The organism is Fructobacillus sp. ESL1129 (assembly GCF_058507945.1).
The window spans coordinates 721,405-737,673 of record NZ_CP196668.1 but is presented as its reverse complement, the minus strand read 5'-3'; the positions used below and the strand labels follow the sequence as shown (position 1 = coordinate 737,673).

At 45.5% G+C, this 16,269-nt stretch carries 20 protein-coding genes and 1 tRNA gene; 20 read left to right on the top strand and 1 reads right to left on the bottom strand.

Features of this window, described 5'->3' with window-relative positions:
- The first annotated feature begins 3 nt into the window (after positions 1 to 3).
- The 12 genes from ACSYSL_RS03565 to ACSYSL_RS03510 all read left to right on the top strand — a co-directional run bounded on the left by ACSYSL_RS03565 (position 4) and on the right by ACSYSL_RS03510 (position 8,082).
- Positions 4 to 327, top strand: coding sequence for a hypothetical protein (locus ACSYSL_RS03565; RefSeq protein ID WP_491708366.1), 324 nt, complete (start codon positions 4 to 6; stop codon positions 325 to 327).
- Between the two features lie 134 nt (positions 328 to 461).
- Positions 462 to 626 carry a type II toxin-antitoxin system HicA family toxin gene (locus ACSYSL_RS03560; RefSeq protein WP_491708365.1) on the top strand — a complete coding sequence of 55 codons (165 nt, stop codon included), beginning with the start codon at positions 462 to 464 and terminating at the stop codon, positions 624 to 626.
- A gap of 56 nt (positions 627 to 682) precedes the next feature.
- Positions 683 to 1,075 (top strand): type II toxin-antitoxin system HicB family antitoxin, encoded by a 393-nt coding sequence (locus tag ACSYSL_RS03555; RefSeq protein ID WP_491708364.1) that lies wholly within the window; start codon positions 683 to 685, stop codon positions 1,073 to 1,075.
- 199 nt (positions 1,076 to 1,274) lie between these two features.
- Positions 1,275 to 2,105: a bifunctional DNA-formamidopyrimidine glycosylase/DNA-(apurinic or apyrimidinic site) lyase gene (gene mutM / locus ACSYSL_RS03550; protein ID WP_491708363.1), complete on the top strand. Its 831-nt coding sequence runs from the start codon at positions 1,275 to 1,277 to the stop codon at positions 2,103 to 2,105.
- 11 nt (positions 2,106 to 2,116) lie between these two features.
- The gene (locus ACSYSL_RS03545) at positions 2,117 to 2,815 is read left to right on the top strand and encodes a DUF975 family protein (protein ID WP_491708362.1); all 699 of its coding nucleotides are present in this window, start codon (positions 2,117 to 2,119) and stop codon (positions 2,813 to 2,815) included.
- A complete protein-coding gene (gene coaE, locus ACSYSL_RS03540) occupies positions 2,816 to 3,415 on the top strand; it encodes a dephospho-CoA kinase (RefSeq protein WP_491708361.1) in 600 nt (199 codons plus the stop codon).
- The gene (locus tag ACSYSL_RS03535; RefSeq protein ID WP_491708360.1) at positions 3,416 to 4,771 is read left to right on the top strand and encodes a DnaD domain protein; all 1,356 of its coding nucleotides are present in this window, start codon (positions 3,416 to 3,418) and stop codon (positions 4,769 to 4,771) included.
- Positions 4,772 to 4,774: 3 nt separating this feature from the next.
- Complete coding sequence (dnaI, locus tag ACSYSL_RS03530) at positions 4,775 to 5,728, top strand: primosomal protein DnaI (protein ID WP_491708359.1); 954 nt, start codon at positions 4,775 to 4,777, stop codon at positions 5,726 to 5,728.
- A 40-nt stretch (positions 5,729 to 5,768) separates the two neighbouring features.
- The gene (locus ACSYSL_RS03525; RefSeq protein WP_491708358.1) at positions 5,769 to 6,854 is read left to right on the top strand and encodes a YibE/F family protein; all 1,086 of its coding nucleotides are present in this window, start codon (positions 5,769 to 5,771) and stop codon (positions 6,852 to 6,854) included.
- Positions 6,851 to 7,630: a YibE/F family protein gene (locus ACSYSL_RS03520; RefSeq protein WP_187753460.1), complete on the top strand. Its 780-nt coding sequence runs from the start codon at positions 6,851 to 6,853 to the stop codon at positions 7,628 to 7,630. The genes ACSYSL_RS03525 and ACSYSL_RS03520 overlap by 4 nt, the downstream gene beginning before the upstream one ends.
- On the top strand, positions 7,614 to 7,916 hold the full coding sequence (locus ACSYSL_RS03515; protein ID WP_010690788.1) for a hypothetical protein: 303 nt from the start codon (positions 7,614 to 7,616) through the stop codon (positions 7,914 to 7,916). The genes ACSYSL_RS03520 and ACSYSL_RS03515 overlap by 17 nt, the downstream gene beginning before the upstream one ends.
- Before the next feature lie 95 nt (positions 7,917 to 8,011).
- Positions 8,012 to 8,082 (top strand) — tRNA-Cys (locus ACSYSL_RS03510).
- Between the two features lie 162 nt (positions 8,083 to 8,244).
- Here ACSYSL_RS03510 and ACSYSL_RS03505 read toward each other — a convergent pair.
- On the bottom strand, positions 8,245 to 8,676 hold the full coding sequence (locus ACSYSL_RS03505; protein ID WP_187753459.1) for a DUF16 domain-containing protein: 432 nt from the start codon (positions 8,674 to 8,676) through the stop codon (positions 8,245 to 8,247).
- 327 nt (positions 8,677 to 9,003) lie between these two features.
- On the opposite strand from ACSYSL_RS03505, the gene ACSYSL_RS03500 reads away from it, so the two are divergent.
- From ACSYSL_RS03500 to ACSYSL_RS03465, 8 genes are all read left to right on the top strand, one after another.
- Positions 9,004 to 9,318: a SemiSWEET family transporter gene (locus ACSYSL_RS03500; protein WP_029489962.1), complete on the top strand. Its 315-nt coding sequence runs from the start codon at positions 9,004 to 9,006 to the stop codon at positions 9,316 to 9,318.
- A 123-nt stretch (positions 9,319 to 9,441) separates the two neighbouring features.
- The gene (gene recG / locus ACSYSL_RS03495) at positions 9,442 to 11,475 is read left to right on the top strand and encodes an ATP-dependent DNA helicase RecG (protein WP_491708357.1); all 2,034 of its coding nucleotides are present in this window, start codon (positions 9,442 to 9,444) and stop codon (positions 11,473 to 11,475) included.
- Between the two features lie 36 nt (positions 11,476 to 11,511).
- On the top strand, positions 11,512 to 12,540 hold the full coding sequence (gene plsX / locus ACSYSL_RS03490; RefSeq protein ID WP_029489963.1) for a phosphate acyltransferase PlsX: 1,029 nt from the start codon (positions 11,512 to 11,514) through the stop codon (positions 12,538 to 12,540).
- A gap of 64 nt (positions 12,541 to 12,604) precedes the next feature.
- Positions 12,605 to 12,856, top strand: a complete 252-nt coding sequence (acpP, locus tag ACSYSL_RS03485; RefSeq protein ID WP_010017748.1) for an acyl carrier protein — start codon at positions 12,605 to 12,607, stop codon at positions 12,854 to 12,856.
- A 49-nt stretch (positions 12,857 to 12,905) separates the two neighbouring features.
- The gene (locus ACSYSL_RS03480; protein ID WP_491708356.1) at positions 12,906 to 13,373 is read left to right on the top strand and encodes a SprT family protein; all 468 of its coding nucleotides are present in this window, start codon (positions 12,906 to 12,908) and stop codon (positions 13,371 to 13,373) included.
- Positions 13,374 to 13,403: 30 nt separating this feature from the next.
- Positions 13,404 to 13,637, top strand: a complete 234-nt coding sequence (locus ACSYSL_RS03475) for a hypothetical protein (RefSeq protein ID WP_010017750.1) — start codon at positions 13,404 to 13,406, stop codon at positions 13,635 to 13,637.
- A gap of 101 nt (positions 13,638 to 13,738) precedes the next feature.
- Entirely contained in the window at positions 13,739 to 14,761 is a 1,023-nt protein-coding gene (locus ACSYSL_RS03470; protein WP_491708355.1) for a substrate-binding domain-containing protein, read from the top strand.
- Positions 14,762 to 14,856: 95 nt separating this feature from the next.
- The gene (locus ACSYSL_RS03465; protein WP_029489965.1) at positions 14,857 to 16,224 is read left to right on the top strand and encodes an MFS transporter; all 1,368 of its coding nucleotides are present in this window, start codon (positions 14,857 to 14,859) and stop codon (positions 16,222 to 16,224) included.
- Positions 16,225 to 16,269 lie beyond the last annotated feature (45 nt).

The window sequence follows — 16,269 nt, the reverse complement described above, 5'->3', positions numbered from 1 at the left end:
AGTTTGAAAGAAACAGAAAGCAAGACACAATCGTTGCACGATTATGTCAAAAAGAATTATGAAAACGGTAATTATTCTCGCGATTATTCTTACCATCCTAATCAACGAGTTAATGGGCAGGAAAACAGTCAGGATAATGTTTCGGATTACGATCGAGGGGTTCGACAATTTTATTATGATTGTCAGCATGGAAAAGTCCGTCATTGGCATTCCTATCGATTGCTGTTCTTATTTAATGAATTGTTGAATGGCCGATTGAATGAAGTAACTGACTTTATGGAAGGTTATCGAGCAGCATTTAATGAATGGAAAAAACTTGGTCATTAGATTAAGTTTTTTTATTTTATCCTGATTGATTCGTATTATTTGTTGAGTGGATAAATTACGAGTTGAGTATACTTATATAGTGTGTATAATAATTAATAGTCAAGAAGGAGCTTAATTTGACTGTCAAACCTAGAATGATGATTAAAAGGTTGAAAAGAGAAGGGTTTCAGGTAATTGGGTATAAAGGCTCCCATGTCATGTTGCAGAAGGGAAGCCATTATACAGAGGTGCCCATGCATGCCAAAGAACTTCCAAAGGGATTAGAACGCGCGATATTAAAACAAGCAGGCCTGTCTTGAAGATGAATGTACATAGAAGATATCGATATAAGGCTTGCTCCTAAGAGGATAAAACTATGACAGAGAAAATTAAATTTAATGAAACCTATCCGGTTATCATTCATGAGGAAGATGGGCAATACTGGGCCAACGTTCCTGACATTCCCAGCGCTTTCACAACCGGTGATTCAGTCGAGGAAGTGTTGAAAAATCTTAAAGAGGCGATTGAATTGGCACTGTCGAGTACTTTAGAGGTTCCTAGTCCGACGAAATTTGACGATCTTCATCCAGAGGAGGGTTTTGTTCAGATGGTGAACGTTTCTTTGTTGGATTATTTAAAAGCCGTTTCGAAGACAGTGAGAAAAAACGTGACTGTTCCAAGTTATTTAGGAATCCTTGCTAAGCAAAACGGTGATAATGTATCTGAAATCCTAACGCAAGCCTTGGAAAAACGATACGGTATTTTATAAATATGCTCTTTTGTCACACGCTCTTTATATGCGAGGCGAGCATGGAATGGAATAGACGAGCAGCCATCATGCTGAACAGCTAGACGTTCTTAGCTGTTCTTTTTTTGTGGTAAAATTAGGTTTTAGGATAATTGTGTTTCGATATTGATAAGTTGGTTTTTGTTCCTTTTTAGCATGGGAAAAAGATGGAGGAAGAGAGATGCCTGAACTGCCCGAAGTAGAAACGGTCCGTCGTGGACTAACGAATTTAGTAAAGGGTGCCATTGTTCGTCAAGTTGATGTGCCTTATCCGAAGGTCGTTACATCCGATTTGACTGCTTTTAAACATGACTTGGTGGGCGCAACGATCGAACGTATCGATCGCCGTGGTAAATACCTCCTCTTCCGCTTTTCAACGAATGAAACCATGGTTTCACACCTCCGAATGGAAGGGCAGTATTCGGTTGAACCTGAGGGAGCCGCTCTTCACAAGCACACGGAGACGGTTTTTCACTTAGAAGATGACCGGCAGTTGTTTTATAATGACACTCGACGCTTTGGTCGAATGACTTTGGTCAAAACGGGGGAGGAATTGGCGACGGTTTCTGGATTGAAAGACCTGGGACCGGAACCGACCGAAGAAGACCTAACGCTTGACTACATGAAGGAAATCTTCCACAAAAGTCATCGGGTCGTGAAGTCATTCTTGTTGGATCAGTCAAAGATTGCTGGTTTGGGAAACATCTACGCTGATGAAGTTCTCTGGATGACCAAGATACATCCGGAAACCACGACCGATAAGTTGAGTGATGAACAACTGGCCGAGCTACGCCAAAACATCATCAAAGAAATTAACCGAGCCACTGCCCATCACGGGACAACGGTTCACTCATTTTCAAATATTTTTGGTGAAACTGGCCATTTTCAAAATGAACTACAGGTATACGGTCGGGCAAAACTACCTTGTCTTCGCTGTGGAACGACTTTGCAAAAAACCAAAGTCGGGCAACGGGGCACTACGTTCTGTCCTCAGTGCCAAATTAAACAATAATCAAAGGAATTATGACAGAATTAGCAGCTATCTCTAGTCGCCGTGTCAAGCTGACGGCTAAAAAACAATTAAAAGAACATTTCAAAAACGAAATCAAGGCGACTTGGCCCGTTATTTTAATGCAAATGGTGCAGAATTTGCTACTTTTGTTGACGATTGGGCTGGCCGTTTTTGGCTACCGCTTGGCGGTCGATCAGTCAACCGGTGATTGGTACCTTCTGCGCACCTTTTTCTCGGCCTTGGCGCTGTTGTTTACTTGGTCTGCCAAGTGGGCGATCATCGATACCTTTCAGAAACCAGATGTGACGATTGGTTGGTCGAAGGCCTTACAAGGGTTTCGTCCCCAACAGGTGTTGACTTCTTTTCTCTTGGCCTTTGTTCAAAAAATTTTACTGTTCTTTTGGTCCCTGTTACTCTTTCCCGTTTTTATCAAAGTCTTTTCTTACTCACAGACCTACTATGCCTATAAAATGGACCTGCTTTTTAAGAAACAACAGCGGTCATTAACAGATTACATTACCATTTCCAAGCGGGTGATGAATGGTCGTAAGCGCGAGCTCTTCCTTTTGGAACTTTCGTTCGTTGGTTGGCACTGTTTGACCATCGTTACCTGGGGATTGGCCTGTTTTTGGGTAACACCGTATTTGAATGTTTGTCGCGTCGTTTATTCGACTCAAGTTTTTGCACATGCCATTGAGGAAACAAAGTAAATGTTAGTCATTGCCATTACAGGAGGCATTGCCTCTGGAAAAACAGAAGTCACTAAGACGATTCAACGAGCTGGCTATCCGGTTGTTGATGCGGATGTGTTGGCCCGCCAGGTGCTCGAACCTGGAACCCACACCTTGGAACAGGTCAAGGAGCGCTTTGGTCAAAGCATCATCAAAAACGGGGTTCTGGATCGCCATGCTTTAGGTGAACGCGTCTTTTCGAATCCCACTTTATTAAAGTCATTGACAGCACTCACCGCCCCAGAAATTCGTTCTCGAATTCAAGAACAACTTTCCTTTTTCAGAATGAAGGGGAAGACGGTTGTCTTTTGTGCGATTCCACTTTTTTTTGAACAGCACTATGAAGATACGGGGTGGTTCGACCAAGTCGTGGTGGTTGCCACTAGTGAACGACAACAGTTGGACCGTTTGATGGCCCGTGACCATTTGGATGAATGGGCGGCCCAGTCACGAATCAAGGCCCAGATGCCAGTGGCGAAAAAAGTAGCCAAGGCCGATGTTGTGATTGAAAACGACGGAAGTGCTGAGGAACTGCAACAAAAGGTTGCTGATTATTTAAACAGGCTAAAGGAGGAGTAAATGGTCAAACAAGTGCTTACTGATTTTCAGGCGGCAACGCCCTTTTTGATTGAGCAAGCAAGCCAAATCAGTGACGATGATGTGACTTTGCTCTTTAATCTTTACCTCCCATTTTTGGGTCCTAAGGCGTACGCCCTTTACCAATTTTTGTACGAAGAACAGAAAGACCAGCGAGGGCAGACGGCGTTCAAAAATCACTATCTCTTGTTAGATTCGTTGGCCCTGTCTTCGCCAGAATTTATTCGAGCAAGGCAGGCTTTGGAAGCCTTATCGCTCTTGAAGACCTATGCTGGGGAACGAATGGGACAGCCACAACTGCGCTATGTTTTGCAGCGACCAATGACGGCGGAAGCTTTCTTTAACGAAGATCTTTTGTCCGGATTGCTTTTCCATTATGTTGGCGAGGAACGTTTTTTGGTATTAGCCAAGCGCTATCAGGCAAAGCGCGGTGCACCATTGCAGCAGCAAAAAGAACTTTCGGCTTCGTTCCTATCAATTTTTGATTTGCCAGATACACAGCATAAGCCGAATGTGGCCATTGAGGATGCTAAGACTGCTGCTCCAAAAGCTGACTTTGACCAGGTGTCCTTTGATTTTGAGGGGATGGCTGCTTTGGTGCACGGAACGACCACGGGAAAAGTCCAAAAGGTGCGGGAACTGATTTTAACGCAGCAGGTGCTCTATGGCTTGAATGAGGCGGAAATGGCGACAGCGCTGACCCGTTCCATTAACTTGGATGACCACGAGGTCAATAAGCAAGCCTTTCTTGCCTACTTGGCTAGTACTTGGTCAAACCGGAAGCAGAAACAGCAGTTGGCCGATCAGGGGGCTGAGCGTTCGGTAACCGCAAAAACCGTCGCCAGTGAGGAGCCAACAGCCAAGACGGGGAACCGGGCTTTAGATGCGCTTTACCAAGCGGCCAATAACCTGTCGCCAATTGACTTTATTAGTCAAATTAAGGAACAAAACGCCGGCTATGTTACTCAAAATGAACGGCGAATTTTAAACGACTTGTTGGAAAAGCGGATTTTACCGGTGCCAGCCATTAACCTGCTCACTTACCAGGTTTTGGTGAACATGGACCAGTCGGACTTGAAACGAAACTTAGTCGATGCCATTGCCAATTCCTGGGCGAAGGCCGGTGTGAGAACGGCTGAAGATGCCGTGGCAGCAATTAAGGCGCACAAGGATAAGAGCCGACAGAAGGCAACGGGCAGGACATCGACTTGGTCTCGTTCAGCCAATAAACAGGAACCGACTTTTACGTCAAACGAAGCTGCTAAGAAGCAGCAGGTGGATCAGGCTGCCGTTAAGCAGGCCCTAGATTTGATGAAAAACTATAAGACAAAGGATTAAGCCATGCGTGATTTAGCAAGCGTCTTGAAAGAGTTTCAAAAGAAATATCCCGCACCAGCAGTCGGTAAGGGGCTGAGTGTTGAAGAGGCCGTTTTGGGCGATGCGGATGTCCAGGCTTTTTGGCGGGAAAATCAGGATTATCTGAAAAAAGACGCACTCGAAATTTCCATGATGGATTTGTTTGAGTATGTTCGGGAAAAGAAACGGGGAGCGGAAGGTAAAGCGACACTCTATCCTGGGTACCGACCAACGCTTGTGTTGGAAAAGGGCTACCCACACGTCACCTATGAACCAACGGAAGCCACAAAAAAGCGGCTGCGACAGGCTGAATTACTGCGAGCCATTGCGGTGCCAAAGTCGGTCGCCAAAGCCGATTTGAACCAAATCGTTGAAGAGGTTGGTCAGGATGAAGGGCGTGCGCCTGCGGTGGCGGCCGTTGTGGCGACTTTTTCCGCTTTGGTTAATCAGCGCGATACAGACAGTCAGGATTTCGTTCCGGGTGTTTATTTGTCGGGTGATTTTGGGGTTGGAAAAACCTATTTGATGGGCGCCTTAGCCAATGCCCTAGCCTATAATGGGATTGGGGTGATGATGGTTCACTGGGCCTCGTTGATTGAACGTTTGAAGGAATCTTTCGGTCAAAATGGCGATCAGTCCGTTTTGTCCCTGATTGATGAAGCCAAGAAGGCGCCTGTTTTGATTCTGGATGACTTGGGTGCTGACACGCTTTCGGCTTGGTCGAGGGACTCGGTTCTGGGTGTGATTCTGGAATACCGGATGCAACATGAGTTAACAACCTGCTTTACTTCGAATTTTGATTTGGATTCGCTTGAAAAGTATCTGGCGCAAACACGTGAAGGGCAGGAGCCTGGGAAAGCCGCCCGCTTGATGCAACGAGTGTTGTATCTGTCAAGTCCAGTGGCCATGGCTGGCCGGAACCGTCGGTTAAATCAGTAAAAAGCCGTTTCGACTTTTTTGCTAGCAAAGAAGGTTTGTAATGAAACAAAATTGGCAAAAAATACTTTTCGTAATTGTCATCACGGCACTTGGTTATTTTTTTGGCCGTTTCGACAGCGTTTTATACCAACAGCCTGTTGGTCAGGTAACAGCGGTGAAGACACTTTCGTCGGAATCAACAACGGATGAGCACGGGAATCAAGACGAATCGGTTGATCAGCAGCTGCGGGTGAAGTTGTTGAACCGAAAAGACAAGGAAAAAGTCATCAAAAATTCCTACTTGTCCTCTCAGGCCGAAACGATTCGCTACCAAAAGGGTGACCAAATACTGTTAACCAAATCGGATGATGGTTATCAGATTGATATGGCAAAACGAGACAATGTTTTGTTTGCTCTGCTGGGCTTGCTATTTGCCGGCCTTTATTTAGCCATGAGTCGGCGGAAGTTTTCCTTCTTAGCGCTTTCAATCGTGGTCAACGCTGGTCTCTTTTTGGCCACCATTTTATGGGATGCCACGTCCCGTTCGTTGCCAGTTTTACCAGTCTTTGTCGTGTTGGCCCTCCTTCTTTCGGCCTTAGCGCTTTACTTTGTCTTGGGTTGGGGACTACAGGCGTGGATTACCTGGTTAGCAACCTGTCTGGCCACCCTTTTGGCTGTGCTTGCCATGGCCGCTGTGATTGCCGTGACGGGCGCCAAGGGGATTCACTTTGAAACCATGTCTTACGTTACTCAGATACCACAACCCGTCTTTTATGCGCAGGCACTGATTGGTGTGTTGGGGGCGGTCATGGATGAATCAGGGGATATTGTGGCCGGCCTCTTTGGGCTGAAACGAGAATCTTCTGAACGGACTTTTGCGGATTACTGGCAGGCTGGCCGTTCAATTGGTCGTGAAATTTTAGGAACTTTAACCAACGTTTTGTTCATGATTTTTATTGCCGAAACGGTGCCGATGGTTATTTTAATGCTACGAAATGGGAATAACTGGTCCTATATTTTGGATCAGACCATGAACCTAGGGATCCTGCAAACGGTTGTTTCCGCCCTGGGCATTGTCTGGGCGGTGCCGGTAACCGCGTTCATCACGGCCACTTTGTTGACAAAGAAGGGGGCCATCAACTCATGAATGCCATTCTCTTACTGATTATTTTGCTTCTGTTATCGCTCCTGTTTGTTGGTGGTAAGCAAGGACTGATGACTTTTTTTGGTCTTTTCTTAAACTGTATCCTGATTTTCATCCTCATTACCTTGGTTAACTGGGGATTTACGCCACTCGTTGTGCTTCCAATTATGGCCATTTTGATTCTATCCGTGGCCATTTATCTGTCGGCTGGACGGCCACGTGTTTTGCAAATCACCTGGCAGAGTTCGGTGATTGTCCTCGTGCTTATTCTGATCTTAGCCTTTTTGGCGCAGCACTTTGGTCATTTGCAGGGGTATACGCTCGAAAACTCGGATGAGTTGGAGGGGCTGTCCTTGTCGGTCGGTATTGACTTTTCAAACCTAGCCATCATTGTCATGGTCATGTCAGCTTTGGGGGCCATTGCCGAGGCGGCCATGGCAGTTACCGCTGATTTGTTTGAAGTGGTGGAGCGAACGCCTAACATTTCAGCTGCTAACCTGCAGGCCCAGGGAAAAGTCATTGGCGAGCAAATTTTGGGTACAGCGATTAACACGCTTTTCTTCGGAATGTTGGGTGCCAACATTCCACTGCTCGTTTGGTTTTTCCGACTACACTATTCGTTTTCGGAATTCATGAACGGCAAGTTATTGATTTTTGAAGTGGTAACCATGCTACTTGGCATGATTGGGATTCTTTGTTCCATTACCATCGCCATATTCTTGGTGGAACACGCCTTTCACCGGGAAGGAAGGGGTATCTTAAATGAATCAGACCTTTAATTTAATTGAAGAAATTACCCGTAACGACGGGTCAATCTACTATGAACTCGGTAACGTAACAGAAAATTCGCGCGCCGAATACGCTGCCAACCACGGCTTTATCAAGGAAGTGCGCATTTTGAAGATGAACGTTCCTCGTTCTTCTCACTTAATAAAAGTCGAAGACTACATCAATAAGACCTACGAGCAGTTGCCGATTGAAAGCGACCATTTCGATGAATGGGTCAAGCCTGAGGAAATCCAAAAGGAAATGCAACAGGTTTTGCTAGACAATAAGCTGGGCTAGTGTGCCTTTCTTGAATCAAATCGCTCATTCAGCGCTTTGTGCTTGAAAAAGTCTGGATTTTTCTTTATAATCATAAGCGTTGTTTAACGCTTCATGGTGGTATAGCCAAGCGGTAAGGCATGGGTCTGCAACACCCTGATCACCGGTTCGATTCCGGTTACCACCTTTTCGGCCATTTTCTAGGATTCCTGGAGAATGGCTTTTTTTGTTTGGAAATGTTGATGTGAAGTGGTTTATAGCTGATAAATTATCATCAGTTACCTTTTACTTTAAAAAAATGCCATACACATACCAAAAAAGACTATCTTTCAAAAGATAGTCTCCTTCATCAACGTGTCGTCACCATTAGAGTCGCAATGGCGATTAGTGTGGCGATGTACCAAGCCCATTGTCGCCGGTTGCTTCTTTCGATTCGAGCGGTTAACAGTTCATTTTGGGATTGTAAACGTAAGTCACTGTTTTTTTCCATTGTTTGGAAATTCTTCTCCATCATCTTGAAACTTTTTTCATGTACTGCGAAGTTCTTTTCCATCACATCGAGTCGGTCGTCGATACGATCTAAACGATTATTGACCTTTCCGAACTGAATATCGATTAATTTGAATTGTTGGTCAATTCGTACAAATTGTTGGTCAATCCTTACAAATTGTCGATCAATTTGTTTGAAATTTTGCTTTACTTCCGTTTTAAATTCTTGAAATTCCTTTTGAGTGACCCAATCAGGGGATGAGGGAATTGGCATTGCATCATTTGCTGTCATGATGACCTCCTATTTATTTACTGCTATTTGGTAATACGGTTTATTGATGAAATTTTCTAACTATAGTTTATCGACTTTTTTTGTTTGAATTGATTGATATCACGAAAGGGTATATAGCAGAACTGATTTTCTAATGAAACTATGTTTTAAACTGCACAATATAGCTTTTTCAAACTGTAATAAACGGTAATGGCGCCTTAGAATTCGCCTTTCACACATAATCAGAATTGAACAAATTCGGGTATTTCAATTAGCCAATCTAGCAAGTATGTTATAATGGTTTTAATTATTCGAGCGAATAATGGATAGGAGATATAATTCATGGGAATGCGTGTTGATAATTATGTTGATCCAAAAGAAAAGAAGGAAGTTGATGACAAGCGCATCAAGATGTTGAAGCTGTTTTCTAAAGTAGCGACAGCAACTTGTATCTTGATGTATGTTTCATACATCCCTCAAATTATTTCGAACTTCTCTGGTAACCCTGTGAACCCAGTTCAGCCAGCAGTTGCGATGATTAACGCAACGTTGTGGACGGGTTATGGTTGGTTGAAGACCTACAAGGATTGGCCAATCATCATTTCGAACGTGCCAGGAATTTTCTTTGGACTGTTAACCATTATCACGATTTACGTCCACTAAGATTTGATTACTAACAAAGGTAGCGCCAATTGGGGCTGCTTTTTTTGTGCCAATAATACCGTGCTTTTCTTTTATTTTGTCGGGGTGGTAAAATATTGCTTATTGAAATGAGAGGAGTCGACGATGTCAATTGCATTAGCTGATAAAGTCAGTGCCCTATCTGGCGTTGGCCCGAAGCGGGAAAAAGCGCTACAAGAACTAGGCATTTTTACTATTAACGATTTGCTTACTTACTATCCATATCGCTATGATGACCTTGGTGAAAGACTTCCCTCAGAAACATTGGATGGGGAAAAAGTGACTTTTAAAGGGGTCATTTCCACACCCGCCATTGTTCGTCGCTTTGGAAAACGGTCGCAAACGGTTCTTGGCCTTCTCGTCGACCGTGAAAACGTCCGGGTGACTTTTTTTAACCAACCATGGATCGCCAAAAATCTAGAAGTTGGTCAGGAAGTGGCCATTTACGGTACCTATAACGCGGCGAAAGCCTCGTTGACCGCTATAAAATTGGTGCCGGCCTCTGCTGATGGTTTGGCGCCGATTTATCCGGTGTCAAAGGGGATTAAGGCAAAGACCGTTGCTGAATTAGTGGAGCAGGCCTGGGGACAAATGCGGGGCAGCATGCCCAATCTTGTGCCAGCAACGCTCCGTGCTAAGTACCGCCTCCTTGATAAGAATCAGCAGGTCGAATACGCTCACTTTCCCAAAGATAAGGTCGAATCAAAAGCCGGCCGGCGTTCGGCCGCTTTTGAAGAGTTCTTCCTTTTCCAAATGCGCTTACAGTTGATTAAACAAGCAGACCAACGTTTCCTTGGCGAGGCCCTACAGTATGACCGTGAAAAGGTGATGGCCTTCATCAAGGCATTGCCCTTTGAATTAACGGACGCACAAAAACGGGTGGTTGACGAAATTTTGGCCGATCAAGCAGCCCCGCAACACATGAATCGTTTGCTTCAGGGGGATGTTGGTTCCGGAAAAACGGTCGTGGCAGCTATCGCCATGTATGCGGCGGTGACCGCTGGCAACCAGGGAGCCATTATGGCGCCGACTGAAATTTTAGCTCAGCAACATGCCAAGGGTTTAGCCAAGCTCTTTGATGCCGCTGGTATTCCATTACGTGTCGAACTGTTGACCTCGGGGTTGAAAGCTGCCCAAAAACGACAAATTCTTGAAGATTTGGAATCTGGTGATATTGATATTGTGGTTGGCACCCACGCTTTGGTACAAGACGGGGTTCATTTTCATCACCTTGGGTTAGCCGTGATTGATGAACAACATCGTTTTGGTGTGAAACAACGGGCGAAGTTGCGTGAGGGGGGCGTCAATCCTGATATCTTAGCCATGACGGCCACGCCAATTCCGAGAACGTTAGCCATAACCGCCTATGGGGAAATGGAAGTGTCGGTAATTGACGAACTGCCAGCGGGACGAAAGCCGATTATTACGCGACACCTTTCAAACCGGCAACACGACCAAGCGATGGCGCTGCTAAAGTCTGAATTGGCCAAGGGGGCCCAAGCTTACGTGGTGACCCCCTTAATTGAAGAATCAGAAAGTCTGGACGTGCAAAACGTGACGGCGGTTTATCAGGAGCTGCAAGAAGCGCTCCCAGATTACACAGTTGGCCTCTTACATGGCCGCCTGCCCAAAGAGGATAAGGACACGTTGATGGCCGGCTTTAGCCGCAATGAAGTGCAGGTACTGGTTGCGACGACTGTTGTCGAGGTTGGGGTGGATGTGCCCAATGCCTCAGTTATGTTAATATTAGATGCTGACCGTTTTGGGCTGGCGCAGCTGCATCAGTTGCGTGGTCGTGTGGGTCGTGGAGAACGTCAATCCTATACGATTCTCCTGGCGGATCCAAAAACGGATTACGGAAAGGAACGACTGGCAGCACTCGTTGAAACGACGGATGGCTTCGAATTAGCCCAAAAGGATCTCGAATTGCGAGGTTCTGGTGATATTTTGGGGACGAAGCAGTCGGGCATGCCAGACTTTAAAGTCGGGGATCCAATCAAGGACTTAACCATGCTGACCATTGCCCAAGAAGAGGCATTGAAGGTCGTTCGACAGCCCGACTGGGAAAAAGAAGTTGATAACCAAGCCTTGGTTGAGCACCTTTCCGAAACGATGGCGGCCTATCGGCACTTTGATTAATAAATAGAAATAGCTTTTTTAAGGAGAATAATCGTGATTAAGATTGCAGTTGATGCCATGGGCGGTGACTTTGCCCCAGAAGAAATTGTGAAAGGGGTGGAAGCCGCTCGTGATCGTTATGATGATTTGACGTTCCTACTCTTTGGAACAGAAAATCAGGTAAAGCCCTTGATTCAAAACATGGACCGTTTGACTTTGATTGGAACGACGGAAGAAATCGAGATGGGTGAAGAACCCGTGAAGGCCATGAAAAACAAGCCAAACTCTTCTTTAGTTCGGGCTGCTCAAGCCGTTAAAGATGGGCAAGCAGACGCTTTCTTCTCGGCTGGAAACACTGGGGCAATTTTAGCGGCTTCAATCTTTATCATTGGCCGGATTCGTGGCGTGGAACGTCCAGCTTTGGCCTCTGCCTTTCCATGTTTTGGAGGCGGTCATGACGAGTTTGTCTTCATGGACCTTGGCGCAAACGCTGAAAATAAGCCATCGCATCTCTACCAGTATGGTATTTTGGGTAGCTTTTATGCCGAATCTGTTATGGGAATCAAAAATCCCCGTGTCCGCTTGTTGAACAACGGGGGTGAAGAAGATAAGGGCGATGAGATTCACAAGGCCGCCCATCAACTGATGAAGGATACGGATGCTTTTAATTTCTTAGGAAATGTGGAATCCCGCGAAATTATGGATGGCACGGCCGACGTGGTTGTGGCAGATGGCTTCTCAGGAAATGCAACTTTGAAGGCAATCGAGGGAACGGCTTTGACCATGATGGACCAACTTAAGCAGTCCATTAAGGGTTCTGGAATCCGCGGTATGTTGGGGGCATTGCTCTTGAAGCCGGCGCTGCGTTCATTGAAGCATAAGCTCGACTTTAACGAAAACGGTGGAGCCGTTGTTTTGGGTGTTAAGGCGCCGGTTGTCAAGACACACGGATCTGCTAAAGCGAATGCGGTGGCCAATTCAATGGGTCAAATTAAGCGGATGGTTCAAGAAAACCTTGTTGGAAAAACAACCGATTTCATTAAGGAAAATGCTGAACAACTGAAAGTGAAAAAATCGTCAAAATAACTACCGCAAAGCGCCTTTTTTGTGGTAGTATAGGTTCGATTTGATTTAGCTTGAGGAGAGAGCAATGGCGTTATCGAAAGAACAAATTTACGAGAAGCTGGCGTGTGAAGTATCCAAACGATTTGAGGTGCCGCGAGAGACAATCGAGGGCGACCACGACTTTGTTAAGAAGCTCGGTGCTGATTCAATCGACGTCGTGGAACTCGTTGTTGAAGTGGAAGACGAATTTGATATTGAAATTCCAGACGAAGACCTCGACGAATTAACAACGCTAAATAAAGTAACGGATTATATTTATGACCACCAGGGTAAGTAACTTTTTAAAGAAGAAAGCTACCCAATCAACCAAGCAACAAAAACCTTGGATGAAGAGGATAGGGACTCCCGAACAGCTGGTTTTACAAAAGCAAGTTGAACAGGTGTCCCTTTCTGCTTTTGGTCTTCCTTTCAAACACCAGGCTGTTTTTAATGCCCGTTTGCAAACAACCGGCGGTCGTTACCATCTTTCTGATCATCACCTGGATTTTAATCCAAAGATGGCGGACCGTGACGACTTTGAGCAGGTGATTAAACACGAACTCTGTCATTATCATCTGCATTTAGCAAAGCGGGGTTATCGCCATGTTGATCAGGATTTCAAGATTTTGTTAAAACGAGTTGGCGGCAGCCGTTATGCACCAGATGTTGGGGCGCGTCGGCAGGTTGCCAAGCCCTATCATTATGTTTGCGAGAATGGTCATCCTTTTGATCGAGTTCGAGCGGTGAACGTGTCGCGCTACCGCTGTGGTCGCTGTCGTGGTCGCCTGTTTTTGGTTCGACAGGATGGAAAGTAACCACTCCAAGAAGAAAGAGAACGAATCGTCATGTTATACACCTGGTTAAAAATTGCCTGGGCCTTTCTAAATTTACTGGTCTATCCATTTCTATTTTTGCTCGCCTACCACGGCCGTTTTTCTGTGACCGTGACCATTGTGAGCGCTTCACTTTTCTTTTTGCTGTCGAACGCTTGTTTTATTGCCATTATTTATTTTCAATACAAAAGTCGTCCCAAAGACCCCTTTGACAATCGTTCGGTGACCGAAAAGCACCATGAATGACTAGCAAGAGTTGAGGTAAAGCGTTCACCCGTTATTTGCGGGGGAGCGCTTTTTTTGCTATGATAAATGGCAGAATTAAGCGCTTACAAAAGAGGTTTCCAATGGCTGAAGAAAAGAAAAACGCCACAATTTATGATGTTGCTGCGGCAGTTGGGGTTTCCTTGGCCACGGTTTCTCGAGTCGTGAACGGGTCCGAAAATGTTCGTCCCGCAACACGTGATAAAGTCCGGGCTGCGATTGAAGAGTTGGGATATCGACCAAATGCGGTGGCCCGTGGCTTGGCTTCTAAGAAAACGACCACGGTTGGGGTTGTCATGCCAGACATGACGAATCTATTCTATTCTGAATTGACTCGTGGCATTGATGACGTGGCCAACATGTACCAATACGATGTTTTGCTCACCAACACTGATGATGATCCCAAACGAGCCGTGACCGCCATTCGTAATTTGGCTGATAAGCAAATTGACGGGTTGATTTACATGGGTAGCCAGCTGTCTAAACAGGTACAAGAGGCCATGAAAATGGCTGACGTGCCCGTCGTGTTGGCGGGCTCCGTTGATCAAAAGGGAATCCTGCCTTCCGTCAACATTGATTATCAGGCCGCCTTTGAAGAGGTGACGAATCGCTTTTTGTCGGAAGGACAAGAGCGAATCGCTTTAGTCATTGGATCGGCTGATCGGCCGATTGATGTGGATTATCGGCGGGCCGGCTATGGACTGGCATTAGAAAAAGTCGGTCGAGATGTGGATGAATCGTTGATTTTTTCAGGACCCCGTTCCTATGAGGACGGACAGGCATTGGCTGCCCAAATTCATGCTAGTGGTGCTCGAGCCGCGATTGTCTACGATGATGAAGTGGCTCTTGGGGTGTTGAACGGTTTGCAAGATGCCGGGGTGAAAGTGCCGGATGACTTTGAAATTGTTTCGGCCAATAACACGACTTTTACAATGGTGGCCCGTCCAGAACTGTCTTCAATTGACCAGCCAAAGTATGATATTGGTGCAGTTGCGATGCGTTTGTTAACCAAGTTAATGGACCAGGATTCACTCAATCAAAAGCAAGTGATTTTGCCACATACCATGGTGAACCGCGCATCAACAAAGTCTGCAAAAAGGAACTAATCTTGATTAGTTCCTTTTATTTAGAATGAAAATAAATTATTGCCTTTTGTAGTATCCTCCATTAAACTGTTTAGAGAAAGTTTTGGGAGGAAAGCATTTTGAAAAACATTCGAACATTATCACCATTTTCATTGGTGTTACTTTTTATTTCCTTTACCATGTCGATTTCACAGTCGACAATGACAACGGCTTATCCCATTTTGATGAAGCAGTTCGGTATTGATGCTGCCGCTGTTCAGTGGGTAACCTCCGCCTTTATGGTGGCCATGACGCTGGTCATGCCGCTGTCACCCTGGTTATTGGATAATTTACATTTGAAGGCCTTGTTAAACGTTATTGTGGCAACGTTCCTAGTTGGAACAGCCATTGCCATGGTGACACCAAACTTCTTGGGCGTCATTGTGGGCCGTTTGCTAGAAGGAATGGCCGTGGGTGCACTCTTTCCAACATACCAGGCGGTAATCATGGAAAACACGCCGAAGGAAGAACGCGGAATTGCCATGGGCGCCGTTGGGCTGGTCATGTCGTCCGCTCTAGCAGTTGGCCCAATTGTGTCAGGGATTGTTTTGCAATTTGGGACATGGCGCTTGCTCTTTGCCTTTTTCTTCGTTGTTTTGTTGGCGTTGATTACGCTGATGCAGGGACAAATTAAGAATACGCATCAACTAAACAAGCGTGACTTTGACTTTTTGTCCGCCTTCTTGTTGATTGGTTTTGCCGGTATTTTGTACACGGTTTCTATTTTGCCAACAAAGGGTTGGTCAATTAGCTTGGCAGTGACACTGATCGTTTCAATTGTTTTGCTAGCAATCTTTGTGCGGCGTCAGTTAAAGCAGGATAATCCGTTCTTGGATTTGCGTGTTTTTGAACACCAGGGATACTTGCCAGCCATGTTATTGACGGGAATGTCTTATTCGGGATTGATTACGGCAACGGTCATTATGCCACTCTATTTTCAAAAGGTCTTTGGGCTTGCGCCACTGTGGTCCGGCCTTTTGATGATTCCCGGAGCGGCCTTCTTGTCATTTTTGAATCCTAAAACGGGACGCTTGCTTGGTCAAATTGGGCTGCGTCCATTAGTGTTGATTGGATCAACAATGATGATTGCAGGGTATCTTTTCTTAGCGTTCTTTGGAACAAAGTTCCTCCTTCTGGCAATTATTGGTGCGATGTTGCTTGAAGGTGGTAACGCCTTCATTATGATGCCAGCCGTAACGGCCGCTTCGAATGCTTTGCCAAACCACTTAATTTCTCACGGAACGGCCATTATCACGACCATGCGCCAATTAATTGGGGCCTCTTCAATTTTACTAGCCGGAATCCTTATTGGTTTCTTCCACAACGTGCACAGTTATGGTCTGTCATTAAACATGACGGCTGGTTGGTTTGTTTTGATTCCACTTTCTGGTTATCTTTTGGCAACCCGCATCAAGGCGGTTAATCCAGACGTTGAAGTCGACTAATGTCGGCTTTTTTACTAGCTTTTGTTTGTAACATCACGTAAAATA